The 16,668-nt window shown below is 70.8% G+C and carries 20 protein-coding genes; 13 read left to right on the plus strand and 7 right to left on the minus strand.

The features are described 5' to 3' along the window. Positions 1-78 precede the first annotated feature (78 nt). Positions 79-906, plus strand: a complete 828-nt coding sequence (locus QSK31_RS23595; RefSeq protein WP_285686470.1) for a cytochrome P450 — start codon at positions 79-81, stop codon at positions 904-906. A gap of 14 nt (positions 907-920) precedes the next feature. Here QSK31_RS23595 and QSK31_RS23600 read toward each other — a convergent pair whose 3' ends face one another. Genes QSK31_RS23600 through cbiE form a run of 4 tightly spaced genes read right to left on the minus strand, consistent with a single transcriptional unit; the run spans position 921 to position 4,120 of the window. Next, positions 921-1,361 (minus strand): RDD family protein, encoded by a 441-nt coding sequence (locus QSK31_RS23600; RefSeq protein WP_285686471.1) that lies wholly within the window; start codon positions 1,359-1,361, stop codon positions 921-923. A 7-nt stretch (positions 1,362-1,368) separates the two neighbouring features. Further along, complete coding sequence (locus QSK31_RS23605; RefSeq protein ID WP_285686472.1) at positions 1,369-2,145, minus strand: cobalt-precorrin-6A reductase; 777 nt, start codon at positions 2,143-2,145, stop codon at positions 1,369-1,371. Positions 2,146-2,189: 44 nt separating this feature from the next. Continuing rightward, a complete protein-coding gene (gene cobM / locus QSK31_RS23610; RefSeq protein ID WP_285686473.1) occupies positions 2,190-2,930 on the minus strand; it encodes a precorrin-4 C(11)-methyltransferase in 741 nt (246 codons plus the stop codon). After that, positions 2,927-4,120, minus strand: a complete 1,194-nt coding sequence (gene cbiE / locus QSK31_RS23615) for a precorrin-6y C5,15-methyltransferase (decarboxylating) subunit CbiE (protein ID WP_285686474.1) — start codon at positions 4,118-4,120, stop codon at positions 2,927-2,929. Before cbiE ends, cobM begins: the two co-directional genes overlap by 4 nt. Before the next feature lie 133 nt (positions 4,121-4,253). Here cbiE and QSK31_RS23620 point away from each other — a divergent pair, with 133 nt between their 5' ends. The 3 genes from QSK31_RS23620 to QSK31_RS23630 are packed head-to-tail and all read left to right on the plus strand — an operon-like array spanning position 4,254 to position 6,994. Further along, positions 4,254-5,768 (plus strand): ferredoxin reductase family protein, encoded by a 1,515-nt coding sequence (locus QSK31_RS23620; protein WP_285686475.1) that lies wholly within the window; start codon positions 4,254-4,256, stop codon positions 5,766-5,768. 12 nt (positions 5,769-5,780) lie between these two features. Continuing rightward, positions 5,781-6,272: an FMN-binding protein gene (locus tag QSK31_RS23625; protein ID WP_285686476.1), complete on the plus strand. Its 492-nt coding sequence runs from the start codon at positions 5,781-5,783 to the stop codon at positions 6,270-6,272. Positions 6,273-6,304: 32 nt separating this feature from the next. Then, positions 6,305-6,994 (plus strand): FAD:protein FMN transferase, encoded by a 690-nt coding sequence (locus QSK31_RS23630; protein WP_285686732.1) that lies wholly within the window; start codon positions 6,305-6,307, stop codon positions 6,992-6,994. Between the two features lie 18 nt (positions 6,995-7,012). Here QSK31_RS23630 and QSK31_RS23635 read toward each other — a convergent pair whose 3' ends face one another. Next, positions 7,013-7,384 (minus strand): hypothetical protein, encoded by a 372-nt coding sequence (locus tag QSK31_RS23635; protein ID WP_285686477.1) that lies wholly within the window; start codon positions 7,382-7,384, stop codon positions 7,013-7,015. 52 nt (positions 7,385-7,436) lie between these two features. Here QSK31_RS23635 and QSK31_RS23640 point away from each other — a divergent pair, with 52 nt between their 5' ends. Then, positions 7,437-7,796: an aromatic-ring hydroxylase C-terminal domain-containing protein gene (locus QSK31_RS23640; protein WP_285686478.1), complete on the plus strand. Its 360-nt coding sequence runs from the start codon at positions 7,437-7,439 to the stop codon at positions 7,794-7,796. On the opposite strand, the gene QSK31_RS23645 is transcribed toward QSK31_RS23640, so the two are convergent. Then, complete coding sequence (locus QSK31_RS23645; protein ID WP_285686479.1) at positions 7,780-8,382, minus strand: TetR/AcrR family transcriptional regulator; 603 nt, start codon at positions 8,380-8,382, stop codon at positions 7,780-7,782. The two genes, QSK31_RS23640 and QSK31_RS23645, sit on opposite strands and share 17 nt — an antisense overlap. 73 nt (positions 8,383-8,455) lie before the next feature. On the opposite strand from QSK31_RS23645, the gene QSK31_RS23650 reads away from it, so the two are divergent. The 6 genes from QSK31_RS23650 to QSK31_RS23675 all read left to right on the plus strand — a co-directional run bounded on the left by QSK31_RS23650 (position 8,456) and on the right by QSK31_RS23675 (position 12,664). Further along, positions 8,456-9,637: an FAD-dependent oxidoreductase gene (locus QSK31_RS23650; RefSeq protein WP_285686480.1), complete on the plus strand. Its 1,182-nt coding sequence runs from the start codon at positions 8,456-8,458 to the stop codon at positions 9,635-9,637. A 133-nt stretch (positions 9,638-9,770) separates the two neighbouring features. After that, positions 9,771-10,199, plus strand: coding sequence for a hypothetical protein (locus QSK31_RS23655; protein WP_285686481.1), 429 nt, complete (start codon positions 9,771-9,773; stop codon positions 10,197-10,199). A gap of 169 nt (positions 10,200-10,368) precedes the next feature. Beyond that, positions 10,369-10,743: a GntR family transcriptional regulator gene (locus QSK31_RS23660; protein ID WP_285686482.1), complete on the plus strand. Its 375-nt coding sequence runs from the start codon at positions 10,369-10,371 to the stop codon at positions 10,741-10,743. Further along, positions 10,740-11,645, plus strand: coding sequence for an AAA family ATPase (locus QSK31_RS23665; RefSeq protein WP_285686483.1), 906 nt, complete (start codon positions 10,740-10,742; stop codon positions 11,643-11,645). The genes QSK31_RS23660 and QSK31_RS23665 overlap by 4 nt, the downstream gene beginning before the upstream one ends. Further along, the gene (locus tag QSK31_RS23670) at positions 11,642-12,337 is read left to right on the plus strand and encodes an ABC transporter permease (protein WP_285686484.1); all 696 of its coding nucleotides are present in this window, start codon (positions 11,642-11,644) and stop codon (positions 12,335-12,337) included. Before QSK31_RS23665 ends, QSK31_RS23670 begins: the two co-directional genes overlap by 4 nt. Positions 12,338-12,442: 105 nt before the next feature. Next, a complete protein-coding gene (locus tag QSK31_RS23675; RefSeq protein ID WP_285686485.1) occupies positions 12,443-12,664 on the plus strand; it encodes a hypothetical protein in 222 nt (73 codons plus the stop codon). A 212-nt stretch (positions 12,665-12,876) separates the two neighbouring features. Here QSK31_RS23675 and QSK31_RS23680 read toward each other — a convergent pair whose 3' ends face one another. Then, entirely contained in the window at positions 12,877-13,875 is a 999-nt protein-coding gene (locus QSK31_RS23680; RefSeq protein ID WP_285686486.1) for a LacI family DNA-binding transcriptional regulator, read from the minus strand. A gap of 147 nt (positions 13,876-14,022) precedes the next feature. On the opposite strand from QSK31_RS23680, the gene QSK31_RS23685 reads away from it, so the two are divergent. Next, positions 14,023-15,810, plus strand: coding sequence for a ricin-type beta-trefoil lectin domain protein (locus tag QSK31_RS23685; protein ID WP_285686487.1), 1,788 nt, complete (start codon positions 14,023-14,025; stop codon positions 15,808-15,810). 58 nt (positions 15,811-15,868) lie between these two features. Continuing rightward, on the plus strand, positions 15,869-16,663 hold the full coding sequence (locus QSK31_RS23690) for a hypothetical protein (protein WP_285686488.1): 795 nt from the start codon (positions 15,869-15,871) through the stop codon (positions 16,661-16,663). The last annotated feature ends 5 nt before the right edge of the window (positions 16,664-16,668 follow it).

A 16,668-nucleotide genomic window follows, 5' to 3' on the forward strand; every position in this document is an offset into this window, starting at 1 on the left:
GTCAAGGCAGGTTCGGAGGGCAAACCGCCGCAACACTGTCCTACATGTACGGACGAACTGAGCTAAAGTTCGCGGGCCGTGAACACGTCAGAGTCGATCGCCGATCCGCACCCGCACTATGCCCGGCTGCGGGACGGCGCCGCCATGCACCTCGTGCGACGGACCGACGAACCGGACTATTGGCTGGTCACCCGCTATGCGGAGGCCCGCGCGGCGCTCGCCGACAAGCGGCTGTTCGACGACGATCCGGTGCCGCCGGAGTTCCGTCCGGAGCGGGCCGAGGAGCTGCGCCCGCGGATCGCGGAGATCACGGCCGGGCTGCTGGACGGGTTCGGCGACGGCGGTGACCTCATCGAGGACTTCGCGCTGCCCCTGGCGGCGGCGGTGATCACCGAGCTGGCCGGGGATCCCGGGAGATCCCGTCCGGTGGCCGACGTGATCGGGACCGGGATGGTGACGTTGTTCCGCCATCCGCCGCAGCGGGCGGCGCTGCGTGCCCGGCCCGCGCTGCTGCCGGCCGCGGTCGAGGAACTGGTCCGCTTCGACGGGCCGCTCACGCGCTCGGCGCCCGGCCGGGCCACCGAAGAGCTGACCGTCGGCGGCACGGTGATCGCGAAGGGTGACATCGTGGTCGCCGGCCTGGCCGCGGCCAACCGGGACCGGCGCCGCTTTCCCGAGCCGGGCCGGCTGGACCTGCTCCGGGACGACGCCCCTCACCTGGGTTTCGGGTACGGTCGGCGCCCCTGCGCGGTCGCGGCGCCGGCCCGGGTGACCGCCCAGGTGGCGATCGGCGCACTGATGAGCCGGTTCCGGCGGCTCGGTCCCGCGGTGCCGCTCGATCAACTGGACTGGCTGCCGGACGAGTCGAGCCGCAGCCTCCGCTCCCTGCCCGTAACCACAGGCTGAGCCGGGCCACTCGGTCAGCGGGCGCGGACGACCAGGGTCTTCGCGGCCATGTCGCCGAGGCGGCGGCGCCGGTCCGAGTTGACCACGATGATCAGGCCGAGGATGTAGCCGAAGAGGCCGTCGACGAGCCGCAGCAGCGTCCGGACGATGCCCGAGACCAGCCCGGGGGCGTGACCGGTCCGGTCGTCGACCACCCGGATGCCGGTGATCAGCTTGCCCACCGTGCGGCCGGTGAAGCCCTCGAGCACCACGTAGTAGACCAGGACGAACGCCAGCAACCACAGGCTGCCGTCCGTCGGCAGCGTGGTGAGCTCGAAGTTGGACGAGGCCGACTTCGCCCCGGTGGCCCAGCCGAGCGCACTGTTGACAGCCCCGAAGACGAAGCCGTCGATGATCGTCGCCACCACTCGGCGGCCGGTCACGCGGACATCGAGCGATGTCGTTGCGGAAGTCATCGACAAATCATGACGCCGTACCCCAAGTCCGCGCAATCAGCCAGGCGACCGCGTCGGGCACCGTGGCGACCATCGGCGCGGGTGGCGGCTCGGGCCGGTCGATCAGCACGACCGGCACACCCAGCTCGCGGGCGGCGGTCAGTTTGGCGGCGGCGCCACCGCTGTCCTTGCTGACCAGCACGTCGATGCGGTGCGCGGCGAGCAGCTCCCGCTCCCCTGCCACGGTGAACGGGCCGCGGTCCAGCAGCACCTCCAGCCGGCGCGGCATCGGCGGCTCCGGCGGCTCGACCGACCGGGCCAGGAACCACAGCTCGTCCAGCGCCGCGAACGCCCCGATCTCCTGCCGGCCCGTCGTCAGGAAGACGCGCCGCCCCAGCCGAGGCAGCAGCTCCGCGGCGGCGTCCAGGTCCGGGACGCGGTGCCACGCGTCGCCGGCGGTTTCGGTCCAGCCCGGCCGACGCAGGATCAGCAGGGGTACGCCCGTGAGCCCGGCCGCGGCACAGGCGTTGCCGGTCATCCGCCGCGCGAAGGTGTGCGTGGCGTCGACGATCGCGTCGATCCGTTCCGCGCGCAGGTAGGCCACCAAACCCTCGACGCCGCCGAAGCCGCCGATCCGCAGCTCACCGGCCGGGATGATCGGATCGTTGGTGCGCCCGGCGAGCGAGCTGACCGTGACGACGTCCGGCAGTTCGGCGCAGGCCGCGGCCAGCAGCCGCCCTTCGGTCGTGCCGCCGAGGATCAACACCTTGAGCGGCGCTTTGCTCTGCTTACCCCGAGGAAGCATCGCTGGTGGAGGCGGCGTCACCGGCGGCGGCGCTGGTGGAGGCGTCACCGGGGGCGGCTCGTGGAGTAGAGGTGGCTGTCGGGGAACTGGGCGGCCGTGAGCGCCGCGCCCACCACGATCACCGCCGTGCGCCTGATGCCGGATTCGTGGACCTTCGCGGCGATGTCGGACAGGGCGCCGCGCAGGATCACCTCGTCGTCGCGGCTGGCTCGGGCCACGATCGCCACCGGGCAGTCCGGGCCGTAATGCGGCAGCAGCTCGGCCACCACCGCGTCGATGCGCTGCATGGCCAGGTGCAGGACCATCGTGGCGCGGCTCGCGCTCAGGGTGGCCAGGTCCTCGCCGGGCGGCATCGCGGTGGCCCGTTCGGCGGTGCGGGTCAGGATCACGGTCTGCGCCACGCCGGGCACGGTGAACTCCCTGGCCAGGGAGGCTGCCGCCGCGGCGAAGGCCGGGACGCCGGGGACCACGTCGTAGGGGACGCCGGCCGCGTCGAGGCGGCGCATCTGCTCGGCGACGGCGCTGAACACCGACGGGTCGCCGGAGCAGAGGCGGGCCACGTCCTGGCCGGCGGCGTGCGCGGCGACCATCTCGGCGACGATCTGGTCCAGATCGAGCGGCCAGGTGTCGACCAGTTTGGCGTCCGGCGGGCAGTACGCGAGCAGGCCGGGCGGGACGAGGCTGCCGGCGTACAGGCAGACGGGTGAGGAGGCGAGCAGGCGCTGGCCGCGTACCGTGATCAGGTCTTCGGCTCCGGGGCCCGCCCCGATGAAGTGAACACTCATGGCTTGACCACCGCGTAGATCGTGACCGGCATCATCGTGTGCCAGCCGGTGAAGCCGCCGACCGGCTTGGACCGCTGCACGGCGACCCGGGTGAGCTCGCCGCCGAGCTTGCCGTGCCAGCCGGTCAGCACCGCCTCGGATTCGAGGGTGACCGCGTTGGCGACCAGGCGGCCGCCGGCGGGCAGGGCGGCCAGGCACGCCTCGACCAGCCCGTCCGTGGTGACGCCACCGCCGATGAAGACGACGTCCGGGGCCGGGAGGCTGGTCAGAGCAGCGGGCGCCGTACCCGTGACGATCGTGAGACCGGGAACGCCGAGCCGCGCCGCGTTGGTCTCGATCGTCGCGGCTCGCGCGGGGTCGGCCTCGACGGCGACGGCGCGGCAGGCGGGGTGGGCGCGCATCCACTCGATCGCGATGCTGCCGGAGCCTGCGCCGACGTCCCAGAGCAGTTCGCCGGGGGCGGGACCGAGCGTGGCGAGGGTGACGGCGCGGACCTCACGCTTGGTCAGCTGGCCATCCGATATGTACGAATCATCCGTCAATCCCGGCACTATCGAGGTCGCCGGCCCACGACACGTGACGGCCACGATGTTCAGTGCCGACGGATCGCCGCCGACGCGCTCCCCCACGCCACCCAGATCAGATAAGACCGAAATGTCCGAGCCGCCGAAGCCCCGCTCGTCGAGCAGGGCCGCCACTTCCGCCGGCGTCCGCGCCCCGGCCGACAGGATCAGCAACCGCCGCCCGGGATTGAGCCGCAGGGATGACACCGGCGCGTTGACCAGGCTCACGACGTCCACCTCGGCAAGCGGCCACCCCAGCCGGGCGGCGGCCAGCGACACCGACGACGGATGCGGGATGACCTCGAAATCGACGTCCGAGGCTCCGGCAGCGCCGGGGCCCACCACTCCGAGATCTCGCAGCCGGGCGAGCGTGGAGCCGATCCCGTGGAACATCGGGTCACCGCTGGCCAGCACGGCGACCTCGCGGTCCCGATAGGCGGCGAGCAGCCCGGGCAGGGCCGGCACCAGTGGCGACGGCCACGGCACCCGCTCGGCCGTGACGTCGGGAGGCAGCAGATCCAGCTGGCGGCGGCTCCCCATCACCACCGAGGCGGACCTCAGCGCAGCTGTGGCCGTACCCGAAAGATCCGACCATCCACCTGCACCGATCCCCACCACCTTGAGCACGACGAGACGCTACCCCAGGGAACTTTCTGCCCGGATGTTTGAGCCATCCCGTCCGGCGGTGCGTACAACCTGCAGACGGCCGGACACCGGGGGGTGTGCGGCACCCGAGACCAGATGCTGAGGGTGAGGACGAATGGCGCGGGCCTACAACGACACCGCTGACCAGCAGTTCCAGACCTTCGAGGACCCTCGTTACCGGCAGCGGGAAGAGCCGCTGGAGTGGTGGAACGACGAGGCATACCAGCGCAGCGACATCGTCCTCGAGTCGCAGACCGATCCGAGCGGCTGGCAGGCGCAGTCGTTGCCGCCCGTCGACGACCGTCCGCCCGCCGAGGCGACCAGCGGGAACCGGCTGCTCACCGTCCTGCTGTTCTTCGGTGGCCTGGGCGCCAGCGTCTCGTTGTGGCTCTTCGAGACCGAGGCGGGCACGGTCAACGACCTGGCCACGCTGATGCTGGCGGTCGGCCGGATCCTCGGGCTGATCGCGGGCTACGTGCTGTTCATCCAGCTGCTGATGATGAGCCGGGTGTCCTGGCTCGAGGAGTGGGTCGGATCCCGTGACCTGCTGAAATGGCACCGGTGGCTGGGCACGTCACTGGTGGTCACGGTCCTTGCCCACGCGGTGTTCATCATCTACGGGTACGCCCTGACCGCGGAGACCCCGGTGGTCGAGCAGGGCATCACGATCATCACCTCGCTCCCCGACATGATGAGCGCGCTGATCGCGACCGGCCTGCTCGTGTTCATCAGCCTGATCTCGATCCGGGCACTGCGGACCCGGATGCCGTACGAGCTGTGGCACCTCATCCACCTGGCCGGGTACGCGGTCCTGCTGCTCGGCTACGGCCACCAGATCGCGACCGGCGCCAACCTCGGCGGCCCGTACGCGAAGATCTTCTGGCCGGGTCTTGCCGCCCTGGTCATCGCCGCGCTGGCGTGGGGCCGCCTGATCGAGCCGGTGTGGCTGAACGTGCGGCACCGCTTCGAGGTGGCCGAGGTGGTCGCCGAGGGCCAGAACACGTTCTCGATCTACATCGACGGCAACCGCCTCGACAAGCTGCCCGCACAGGCCGGCCAGTTCATGCGGTGGCGCTTCCTGACCGCGAACGGCTGGTGGCAGTCGCACCCGTTCTCGCTGTCCGCCGCGCCCAACGCCGAGTGGCTGCGGCTGACCGTCACCGCGGTCGGCGGCCACACCGCGAAGCTGGCGGAGATGCAGCCGGGCACGCCGATCTGGGCGGAAGGCCCCTTCGGCACGTTCACCGCCGAACGGCGTACCCGTCGCCGTGCTCTTCTCATCGCCGGCGGTAGCGGCATCGCCCCGATCCGGGCGCTGCTGGAGGACATGCCGGCGGACACCATCGTGATCTACCGGGCCAGCCGCCCCGAGGAGCTGGTCTTCCGGGCCGAACTGGAGGACCTCGCCGAGCGCCGCGACGCGTGGGTCCGCTACATCGTCGGCTCCCGCAACGACCCCGGCCCGAGCCGCCTGTTCACCCCGAACGGGATGCTCGGCCTCGTCCCCGACGTGAACCGCCGCGACATCTACCTCTGCGGCCCGCCCGGGCTGGTGGGCGCGGCCGTCGCGACGTTACGCGAGCTCGAAGTGCCGGACAGCCAGATGCACCTCGACCCCTTCGAATTCTGACGGAGTTTTCTGATGCGACGTAGCACCGCAGCGGCCGTAGGCACACTGACCGGCGCCGCCCTCATCGTGGGGGTCCGGCTGAGTGTGACCGCGCCCGAGGTCCCTGCCGCCGCACCCGCGCCCGCCGCCAACGAACAGCCTGCCGGCGGCGAGGCCGGCGCTGCCTCGAAGCCGGCGAGCAAAGCCCCGGCCGAGAAAGCTCCGGCCGAAGAGAAAGAGGACGAGGGCAAGTTCAAGAACGGGACCTACAAGGCCGACGCCAAGTACGTCTACGGCACGATCTCGCTGTCGCTGAAGGTCACCGGCGGCAAGATCGCCTCCGTGCAGGCCGGCTACCCCACCGCGAACGACAGCGGCACGATCAACCCGCCGGCCATCGAGTCGCTGAAGGCCTCCACGCTGAAGGCACAGAGTGCCGACGTGGACGCGGTGTCCGGGGCGACGCTGACCAGCGAGGCGTACGTGAAGGGTCTGCAGGCGGCACTGGACAAGGCCGCGAAGTAGGCTCACTCTCCGTGCGCCACGTCGAGCAGGTCATGGGTACGGCCGTGAGCATCGAGGCCGCCTCCGACCTGATCCCCGGCGTGGTCGCGTGGCTGCACGAGGTGGACGCCCGGTTCTCCACGTACAAGGAGGACAGCGAGGTCAACCGCTTCCAGCGCCGCTCGCTGGCGCTTTCGGACATCTCCGATGATCTCCGGCACGTGCTGGACGCCTGTGCCGACCTGTGGAAGTTCACGGGCGGTTACTTCGACGCGTACGCGGCGGGCCCGCTCGACCCCTCCGGCTACGTGAAGGGCTGGTCGGTCGAGGTGGCGTCCCGCCGTCTCGTCGAGGCCGGCTCGACCCGCCACTTCATCAACGCGGGCGGCGACATCCGCGCGGTCGGCGGCCCGTGGCGGGTCGGCATCCGCCACCCGTGGGAGGCCGGCCAGCTCTGCTGGGTCCTCTCGATCACCGACGGCGCGGTGGCGACGTCCGGCGTCTACGAGCGCGGCGCCCACGTCTGGAACCCGCGGACCGGCGCGCCCGCGACCGGCCTGCGCTCGGTGACGGTGACCGGTCCCGACCTGGCGGTGGCCGACGCCTACGCCACGGCCGCGCTGGCCATGGGCGAGCAGGGCATCGGCTGGCTGGCCGAGCGGGTGACCGACGGCTACGAGTCGGCCGTGGTCACCGACGACGGCCGCGCCTTCACCTCGGCCGGCCTCCCGCTGGCTGAGTGACCGCCCGCCCCACTTCGGTCACGGCCGTTCTTCCGTCCAGCTCCTCACCCTCTGCGTACGCCGCGGCGAAGCCTCGTCGCCCAGAGCGGCCCGGTCTCGCCGGGTGAGCTCGACGACCTGCTGATCGGTGCGGTCGGGGGCGCCGCGCAGCCGGGAAGCGGCGCCGAGCAGGGCGGCCGACTCGACATGCCGCCCGTACGCCTCGGCGCGCTGCGGTTCCGGCTGCCCAGCCCGGCCATGGAAGGCGTGCTGACCAGCCTGGAAGAGGTCGGGACGCTGCTTGCCGAGCGGGCGTCGAAGCTCGGCGTGCGGGTCCGGCGCGGCGTCCCGGTCTCCGCCCTCACGCAGGAGGCCGGCCACGTGGTGGTGCGGGCCGGGGAGGAGGAGCACGCGGCAGGGACTGGTCCGTGACCTGCTCGGCACCCGGGACGGCACGACCTATGTGTACGAGCGGACGTCCGGGTCGTCGATCCGCTACGACCTCGGCGACGGGCATCCGCTGGCCGGCCGGAACGCCCCGGAGTTCCGTCTCGAGGACGGCACCCCCCTCGGCGACCTGCTGCGCGACGGGCGGGGTGTCGTTCTCGACTTCAGCGCCGACCGGCGTCTGCACCGGCCGGCGAGGGGCTGGGAGGACCGGATCCGGTACGTGGCCGGGCCGGCGCTCGACGACCTCGGAACGGGCGCCGTGCTCGTCCGCCCGGACGGCATCGTCGCCTGGGCGGGTGATCCCGGCCCGGACAGCGAGGCGTTCGAGCGGGCCGCGGGCCGCTGGTTCGGTGCGGTCAGTCCCGATCGGTGAGCCGGGCCATCACGGCACGCAGCTGGTCGGCGTACTTCTCGAGGAACTCCGGCGAGCCTGCGGGCAGGCCGGTCATCCGGCGGACGATCTGGGGCAGCACGGACGGCGCGAGGGTCGCCGCGAAGAGCATCACCCCGACGTACGCGGGGTCCAGATCCTCGGCAAGCTCACCCGCCTGCTGTCGCCGGCGCACGTCGTCGACCATCGCGGCGAAGTAGTCGCCGGTCTCTGCGTCGTCCGGCTCACCGGCGGCCAGACCCTCCCACGCAAGCAGGCGCGCCCACGCGCGCTGGGACTCGTCGGCGGGCAGGAAGCCGGTGACGATCTCGGCCATCGGCAGGTCCGGCCGCGGGGCGCCGCCGGTCGTCTCCCAGGTGCGCTGCAACGCCCGGTAGAGGCCGTCCTTGCCGTCGAAGTAGTACGAGATCAGCTGCTGGTTGACGCCCGCCCGGGCGGCGATCGCCCCGGTGCGGGCGCCGGCGAAACCGTGCTCGCTGAACTCGATCAGGGCGGCGTCGAGGATCCGCTCCTTGGTCCGCTCCGGGTCACGTTTGCGCTGGTCACCGCTGGGTGAACGCCTCGGCATGCGGATCACCGTAGCACCTGCAATAATCAACTGAACGATTGACAAAGACACTCGTTCGCATGAGACTCGATCCATGGGGAACCTCCGGATCATGATCATCGGCGGCGGCATCGGCGGGCTCTGCCTGGCGCACGGGCTCCGCCGGGCCGGCGTCACGGTGACCGTGCACGAGCGCACCGAGGCCCGCACCGACTGGCTGCAGGGCTACCGCATCCACATCAACCCGCACGGCGGCCGGGCGCTGCGAGACTGCCTGCCGCCCGGCAACTGGACGGCGTTCCTGGGCACCGTCTCACCCGACGACGCCGGGTTCGGCTTCACCACCGAGCACCTCGACGACCTGCTGCGCTTCGACGCCGCCGAGATCACCGGCGAGCACCACGGGGTCAGCCGCATCAAGCTGCGCGAGGTGCTGCTGTCCGGACTCGACCCGGTGGTCCGCCACGGCCGGGAGTTCGTGCGGTACGAGAACCGCGGCGCCGAGGTGGTCGCACACTTCGCCGACGGCAGCACCGACACCGCCGACGTCCTGATCGGCGCGGACGGCGCGAACTCCCGGGTCCGCGCCCAGCTGCTGCCGCACGCCCGGCGCGCCGACACCGGCATCGTCGCGATCGCCGGCAAGCACCGCCTCGACGGCGCCGCCCTCCCCCGCGTCCTGACCGACGACGTCAACCTGGTCGTCCCGGCGCGCCGAGGCTCGCTCTTCACGGCCATCTGGCGCGGCGAGGACCCGTACATCCTCTGGGGATATTCCGAGCAGGCGGCCGCGCTGCCGCCTCTGGACGACGCCGACCTCCGCGCCCTCGTCCTGGAGCGCACGACCGGCTGGGCGCCCCCGCTGCGTGACCTGGTCGCGGGCTCCGACCCGTCCTCGGTCAACGCCCTCCGGATCAGGAGCGCCACCCCGGTCAAGCCGTGGCCGACGAGCCGGGTGACGCTGCTCGGCGACGCGATCCACAACATGACCCCGATGGCGGGCGTGGGCGCCAACACGGCTCTGCGCGACGCTGACCTGCTGCGCCGCAAGCTGACCGAGGTCACCGCGGGCCGGGCCGATTTGCTGCCGGCCCTGCACGACTACGAGCAAGAGATGATCAACTACGGCTTCGCCGCGGTACGCCTATCGCTGCGCAACGCCCGCCAGGGCGCCTCGACCAGCCGCCTCGCCCGCACCGCCTTCCGCACGACCTTGCGCACGATCAGCGCCGTCCCACCGTTCCGCCGCCGCATGGCCGCCCAGTTCGGCCAGTGATCGTCGGCCGCACGGCCGCCGCTCCGCCCCTGACACCGCCCCCGCACGGCCGCCACTCCCCTCCCCCGCGGTGGTCGCTCCAGCCCGCACGGCCGCCCACTTCGGCGCGTGACCCGCGTGCGATGCTGAGCCCATGACGTCCTGGCGAGAGACCATCTCCGAAGAAGCCCAGAACGACCTGGACTCGCTGCTCAACGCGGCCCTGACGCTCGCCGAGCAGACCCTGGTCAAGTACGGCGAGTTCTTCCCGTACGGCGCGGGCGTCACCACGGACGGTCAGACCGCGCTGGTGGCCACCGACCCGGACCTCGGCGACCGCCCGGCGTCCGACGAGGTGCTCGCCATGCTCTACGACAGGGCACGGGCCCAGTCCGAGGACTGGCGCGCGATGGCGATCGTCGCCACCGTGACCATCCCGGAGGGTGACGCGGTGCGCGTCGAGCTCGAACACCGCGAGGGCGCGGCGCTCCTGGTGCTCATGCCGTTCAGCATCGACCCGGAGACCCGCGAGGTGACGACCGGCGACTTGAGCGCGGGCGCCGCCGAGCCGCGCGTCTGGTGACCGCGGCCAGGTCGCGTCCCGGGCCGGCCGGCGCTACGGCGTGGCTGATCCCCTAGACACGACCTACTCCTCGCGCATGCCGTTGCGCACGGCCTGCCTTGACAGCCGGGACTCGCGGTTGCATGGTTAGTCACACATGTAGCTAACCAGTTGGGCGGCTAAGCCAACGATGGACGACGACCGACCGATCTTCCTTCAGATCGCTGAGTTGATCGAGAACTCGATCATCGACGGGTCGCTGGTGGAGGAGGCTCAGGTCCCGTCCACCAACGAGCTCGCCGCCTTTCACCGGATCAACCCGGCCACCGCGGCCAAGGGCGTCAACCAGCTCGTGTCGGAGGGAACGCTCTACAAGCGACGCGGCATCGGCATGTTCGTCGCCGGTGGCGCCCGGGCCAGGCTGCGCGAACGGCGGCGGGAACGGTTCACCGAACAGTACGTGGAACCCCTGCTCGCCGAGGCGCGCAAGCTCGGCATCGGCCACGACGAGCTGATGAAGATGATCGATTCATTCGATGCGGTTGTCGGGAGGGACCTCAGATGACGGCTGTGGTAACCGCACACGGGGTGACCAAGCGGTTTGGTGACGTCACGGCGCTCGACGACGTGAGCTTCGCGCTGGCCGAGCACACCATCTACGGCCTGCTCGGGCGCAACGGGGCGGGCAAGACCACCCTGATGCAGATCCTCACCGGACAGGCGTTCGCATCGTCGGGGAACGTGTCGGTCTTCGACGCGCCACCGGTGGAGAACCCGGCCGTCCTGTCGAAGGTCTGTTTCGTCCGGGAGAGTCAGCGCTACCCCCACTTCTACACCGTGCGCCACGTCTTTCACACCGCACGCCGGCTGTTTGCGAACTGGGACGACACGTTCGCGCACGGCCTCGCCGCGGACTTCCAGCTACCGGCCGGGCGACTGGTCCGCAGGCTCTCGCGGGGCATGCTGTCGGCCCTCGGCGTGACCGTCGGGCTGGCCGCGCGGGCGCCCCTGACGTTCTTCGACGAGCCGTACCTCGGGCTCGACCCCGCCGCCCGGCAACTTTTCTACGACCGCCTGCTCGCCGACTACGCCGAACATCCCCGCACCGTGGTCCTGTCCACTCACCTCATCGACGAGGTGAGCGATCTGATCGAGCGGGTGCTGCTCCTCGACCGCGGCCGGCTGCTGCTCGATGACGACGCCGACGACCTGCGCGGGCGGGCGGTGACGGCCACCGGACGGGCGGAGGCGGTGGACGGGTTCGCCACCGGACGCACCGAGCTGCACCGCGAGCGGATGAGCGGCCTGGTCCGGTCGACCATCCTCGATGGGCTCGGACCGCACGCGAGGACGCTCGCGCAGGCTCTGAACGTCGAGCTGGAGCCGCTGTCGTTGCAGCAACTCGTGGTCCGCCTGACCGCACCGCCGACGACAACGGCGCCGGCGGACCGGGAGGTCGCCCGATGAACCGCCTCCGTCAGGTGGCCCACCTCCAGATGCCGGCCTGGTCGTACATCGCGGGCTGGACGTGGAGCATGACGGCCGTCGCGTTCGGCATCAACCTGTTGAGCGTCATCGCGAACCACGACCCGGGCGACGGCGTGACGACCACCGGCGGCCTGGCCAGCGTGTACGGCGTCGCGATCGGGATGGCCACCGTCTCGGTCACCCAGATCTTCCCGTACGCGCTGGGCATGAGCGTGACCCGCCGGGAGTTCTACCTGGTCTGGTCGCTGCTCGCGGTCGTCCAGTCGGTGGTCTACGCGCTGGTGCTCTGCCTGCTGCGCGCCGTGGAACAGGCCACCGGCTACTGGGGGGTGGGGATGCGCTACTTCGGCCTGCCGTTCATGGATGACGCCAACCCGGTGCTGCTCCTGCTCGGGTACGCGGTACCCATGCTGGTCGTGATCCACCTCGGGATCCTGTTCGCCACGGTGCACCTGCGCTGGGGCACCACCGGCGTCTTCGCCGGCCTCACCCTGGCCTTCACAGCGCTCGGGCTGGCCGCCGCGCTGATCACGTGGACCCGGCAATGGCACGTGATCGGCCGCTGGTTGCTCGACCAGTCCCCCACTGCGCTGCTCGCCGGCTGGCCGGTCCTGGTGGCCGCCGCGTTCGCGGCCGGCGGATACCTGCTCATCCGCCGTGCCACGGCGTAGGCGCGGCGGGCACTCGGCCGCCCCGGACCACGCGAACGCAGTCATCCGCCGTGATGGGCCGCCAGATTGTCAGCCCTGTCCGCCCGCGTCCTTGGGAGAGCCGCAATGACGAGCAACAACACGCCCCAGCCCGCCGCAGGTCTCGGGATCTGGGAAAATCTCGGGATCTGGATCGCATTCGGCTCTCTTGCCGGCGTCGTCGTCGGGGTCTTCTTTGACAACGTCGGTATCGGTGTCGCGCTAGGTTCGGGTCTGGGTGCGAGTCTGGGCATTGTCGCCTGGGCCGTCTTCATCGCGCCGCGAAGGAATGCCCGCGGCGACTCCTGAACTTCGCGCCCGAGCATGGGCAACGGGGTCGTCGGCGGCCGCGCCCCCTAAGTCCTGTCTCGTGGATCACCCAAGTGCGAGGCGGGGTCCAGAGGGTGGCTGACAACGACCGAAAACCGCCCGAATACCGGTGTTGTATTTGGGTGGTTTTCGGGCGCTGTCAGGCGCGCTCTGGACCCCTCCGCAGCCCTGGGTGATCCACGAGACAGGACTTAGGCGCGGGGCGGGGCGGTCGAGTCGCGCACGACGAGCTCGACCGCGAGCTCGATGTGCAGGGCGTGGACCTCGTGGCCGGCGATCAGGCGCATGAGGATGTCCACCGCGATGCGGCCCATCTCGGAGAGCGGCTGACGGACCGTGGTCAGCGCCGGCCGGACCGCACGGCTCAGGTCGATGTCGTCGAAGCCCGCCACCGACAGGTCCCCGGGCACGCTCAGCCCGAGGCTCCACGCCGCTTCCATGATGCCGACCGCGACCTTGTCGTTGAAGCCGATCATCGCGGTCGGCCGGTCCGGCAGGGCGAGCAGGCGCAACGCCGCCCGGTAACCGTCCTCGGTGGTCGGGTGGTCGCTGCGGACCAGGGCGGGGTCGGCGATCATGCCGGCCCGGGCCAGGGCGGCGGTGTGCCCGTCGCGGCGGGCGGCGCCGGCCAGCCACTCGTCGGGGCCGCCGATCACCCCGATCCGGCGGTGGCCCAGCTCGGTCAGGTGCGATGTCAGGTGGCGGGCGCCGGTGGTGTGCGCGGCCGAGACCGCGGCGATGTCGGGTGGCGGCTGGGTGCGCGGGTCGACGACGACGAACGGGAAACCGTTGCGGCGCAACGCGACCAGCTCGTCGCCGGACTCGGGCGGGAGGATCAGCAGCGCGCCGGAGACGTCGCGGCGGGACGGCAGGCCGGGCAGCACCGATTTCTCCTGGGCCAGTTCGCCGGCGTCCAGCAGGCAGCGCACGTCGTCGCGGTTCAGCGTCTCGGCCACCGAGGAGACGATCGCGCCGAAGTAGTCGGTCAGCACGTACGGACAGCGGACCAGGACGGGCGCGGCGATGGCCGGGCCGGGCAGCTGGGTGCCGCGCCGCTCGTACGCCTGGCGGACCAGGTCGCGGGTGTGGTCCGCGACGTTCGGGTGGCCGTTCATCACCCGGGAGACGGTGGCGATGGACACGCCCGTCTCGGCGGCGATGTCGCGGACCGAAGCGCGACGGCTAGCCATTTGTTACATCGATCTGTTTCACGATCTCACCATACTCCACAAGGTTAATTAAGAACCTTGACGAATCCACGTGCGCAGATGTCTCATGTTCACAGGCATCACGTAACACGTTTGTTACATGCTGTTTCATCCCCACGGAGGTGCCCCTTGAAGCGCCACATCCTCGCCGCGGCACTACTCGCCGCCGGCCTCCTCGCGGTCCCGTCCCCGGCCGAGGCAGCGACCTCGGCCAACGTCTGGCTCACCACCGGAGATCGAGCCAACCTGCTCACCCAGAAGCCCGCCGTGAACTTCGGCTCCGGCGGCAGCGGTCCGGTGATCACCGTCAACCCGAACACGACGTACCAGTCGATGGTCGGTTTCGGCGCCTCGTTCACCGACGCCGCGGCGTGGAACGTCTTCAACTCGCCGCAGCGCAACACCATCATGAACGCGCTGTTCAGCCCGTCCGGCGGCATCGGGATGAGCTGGCTGCGGCAGCCGCTCGGCGCGACCGACTTCTCCCGGTCGTTCTACACCTACGACGACGGCGCGGCCGACCCCAGCCTGTCGCGGTTCTCGATCGCGCACGACCAGGCGTACATCCTGCCCCTGGTCCAGCAGGCACGGAGCCTGAACCCGCAGCTGTCCGTGATGGTCACGCCGTGGAGCGCCCCGGCCTGGATGAAGACCAACAACAACCTGGTCGGCGGCTCGCTGGCGAACGACCGGATCCCGGTGTACGCGGACTACCTGGTCAGATCGGTGCAGGCGTACCAGTCGGCGGGCGTGCCCGTCGCGTACCTGAGTGTGCAGAACGAGCCGAACTTCTCCCCGCCGGGCTACCCGGGCATGCTGATGCCCGCGTCCCAGCAGGTGTCGATCATCAACAACCTCGGCCCCAAGCTCCGCAACGCCGGGATCACGACCAAGATCCTCGGGTACGACCACAACTGGGACGACACGACGTACCCGCAGACCGTCAACAACCAGGCGAGCGGCAACGTCGTCGGGTCGGCGTGGCACTGCTACGGCGGGAACCCGAGCGGGCAGTCGACCGTACGCAACGCCCAGCCGAGCAAGGAGATCTTCTTCACCGAGTGCTCGGGCACCGAGTCCGGCAACACGTTCGCGGACTCGCTGCGCTGGCAGGGCCGCAACCTCGCGGTCGGCACCACGCGCAACTGGGCGCGTACCGTCACCACCTGGAACATGGCGCTGGACGGCAACCACGGCCCGGTCATCGGCAGCTGCGGCAACTGCATGGGCGTGGTCACCACCAACGGCGGCGGCGTCACCTACAACGCCGAGTACTACGTGCTCGGCCACCTGAGCAAGTTCGTCAAGCCCGGCGCGGTGCGGATCGACTCCACCGGATTCGGCGAGGGCGGCATCGAGAACGTCGCCTTCAAGAACCCCGACGGCAGCATCGCGCTGGTCGCCGTCAACACCGGCGGCACCCAGAACTTCCAGGTCTCGTACGGCGGCCAGTCGTTCGGCTACCAGCTGGCGGGCGGCGCGATGGCCACCTTCACCTGGCCCGGCGACGGCGGCACCACCCCGCCGCCGGACGGCCGCACCGGCGCGATCTCCGGCCTGGGCGGCAAATGCCTGGACGTGACCGACGGCTCGACCACGAACGGCAACCTGCCCCAGCTGTGGTCCTGCTCGGCGGGCCCCAACCAGACCTGGACCTTGGGTACGGACGGTACGGTCCGCGCCCTGGGCAAGTGCCTGGACGTCAAGGACAACGGCACCGCCGACGGCGCCCAGGTCCAGCTGTGGGACTGCTTCGCCGGCGCCAACCAGCGCTGGACGGCCACCAACGGCAACCTGGTCAACGCCGGCGCCGGCAAATGCCTCGACGTGATCGGCAACAACACGGCCAACGGTGCGAAGCTGCAGATCTGGTCCTGCACGGGCGCCGCCAACCAGAAGTGGACCGTCCCCAGCTAAATCCCCACAGTGGACTCCCGCCCGGCGACCCCGGGCGGGAGTTCCCTAGGATGCCGCGGTGATTCCGCGCCGCACCCTTGCCGCCCTGCTGCTCCTGCCGCTCGCCGCATGCAGCACACCGAACCCGTCTCCCGCCCCGTCCTCCTCGCCCAGCGCACCCTTCGATCCGGTGAAGACCATGGCCGCCGCGGCCTCGGGCATCGAGGCGGGCGTCTACGGCTACTACGTGGACGCGCCCGACGGCAGCACCTCGCATGTCCTGGTCCACGCGCCGAGCAGGAGCGCCGACTTCCAGATCTCCGTCAAGGACGACGACGACACGTTCCCTGTCCAGATCCGGGTCGCCGCCGGCAGCAACTTCATCAAGATCCGCTTCACCAAGGCCATGCTGCGCGGCCAGTCCGGCGAGGCGAAGGAAGTCTTCAGCGGCAAACACTGGTACCGCCTCGGTGTCAAGGATGCCGGGCTCAGCGACTACATCGTCTACCCGGAGAACCCCGATCCCCTGGGCATGAAGCGGCTTCTCGCCGGCGTCACCGCGGCGACGGGCGACGCCGAGACGATCAAGGGCAAGATCGACGGTACGAAGCTGGGCACGGAGGACCCGCTGATCGGGCGGAAGACGTTCCGGAGCATGATCAGCGGCTACGCGATCCCGTTCACCGCCGTCCTGGACGACCAGGGACGCATCCTCAAGCTGATCGTCGACATTCCGGCGAGCCTGGAGCACAAGGCCGGCCGGTGGGTGTTCACCTTCGACGAGTACGGGACCGTCAAGCCGCAGCCGGCACTCTCCGGGCCCGATGTCCGAAAGGCGTCGCCGAGTTTCCAGCGCTTCCTGTTGGAGCTGTAGGCGGG

The sequence above is a fragment of the Actinoplanes sp. NBRC 103695 genome (assembly GCF_030269485.1).
Taxonomy (GTDB): Bacteria; Actinomycetota; Actinomycetes; order Mycobacteriales; family Micromonosporaceae; genus Actinoplanes.

Coding starts and splice junctions, on each gene's coding strand:
- QSK31_RS23600 (WP_285686471.1), bottom strand. CDS start 1,361: ATGACTTCCGCAACGACATCGCTCGATGTCCGCGTGACCGGCCGCCGA.
- QSK31_RS23655 (WP_285686481.1), top strand. CDS start 9,771: ATGACGTCCTGGCGAGAGACCATCTCCGAAGAAGCCCAGAACGACCTG.
- QSK31_RS23645 (WP_285686479.1), bottom strand. CDS start 8,382: ATGCCGAGGCGTTCACCCAGCGGTGACCAGCGCAAACGTGACCCGGAG.
- QSK31_RS23660 (WP_285686482.1), top strand. CDS start 10,369: ATGGACGACGACCGACCGATCTTCCTTCAGATCGCTGAGTTGATCGAG.
- cobM (WP_285686473.1), bottom strand. CDS start 2,930: ATGAGTGTTCACTTCATCGGGGCGGGCCCCGGAGCCGAAGACCTGATC.
- QSK31_RS23625 (WP_285686476.1), top strand. CDS start 5,781: ATGCGACGTAGCACCGCAGCGGCCGTAGGCACACTGACCGGCGCCGCC.
- QSK31_RS23650 (WP_285686480.1), top strand. CDS start 8,456: ATGGGGAACCTCCGGATCATGATCATCGGCGGCGGCATCGGCGGGCTC.
- QSK31_RS23605 (WP_285686472.1), bottom strand. CDS start 2,145: ATGCTTCCTCGGGGTAAGCAGAGCAAAGCGCCGCTCAAGGTGTTGATC.
- QSK31_RS23620 (WP_285686475.1), top strand. CDS start 4,254: ATGGCGCGGGCCTACAACGACACCGCTGACCAGCAGTTCCAGACCTTC.
- QSK31_RS23670 (WP_285686484.1), top strand. CDS start 11,642: ATGAACCGCCTCCGTCAGGTGGCCCACCTCCAGATGCCGGCCTGGTCG.
- QSK31_RS23630 (WP_285686732.1), top strand. CDS start 6,305: ATGGGTACGGCCGTGAGCATCGAGGCCGCCTCCGACCTGATCCCCGGC.
- QSK31_RS23675 (WP_285686485.1), top strand. CDS start 12,443: ATGACGAGCAACAACACGCCCCAGCCCGCCGCAGGTCTCGGGATCTGG.
- QSK31_RS23665 (WP_285686483.1), top strand. CDS start 10,740: ATGACGGCTGTGGTAACCGCACACGGGGTGACCAAGCGGTTTGGTGAC.
- QSK31_RS23680 (WP_285686486.1), bottom strand. CDS start 13,875: ATGGCTAGCCGTCGCGCTTCGGTCCGCGACATCGCCGCCGAGACGGGC.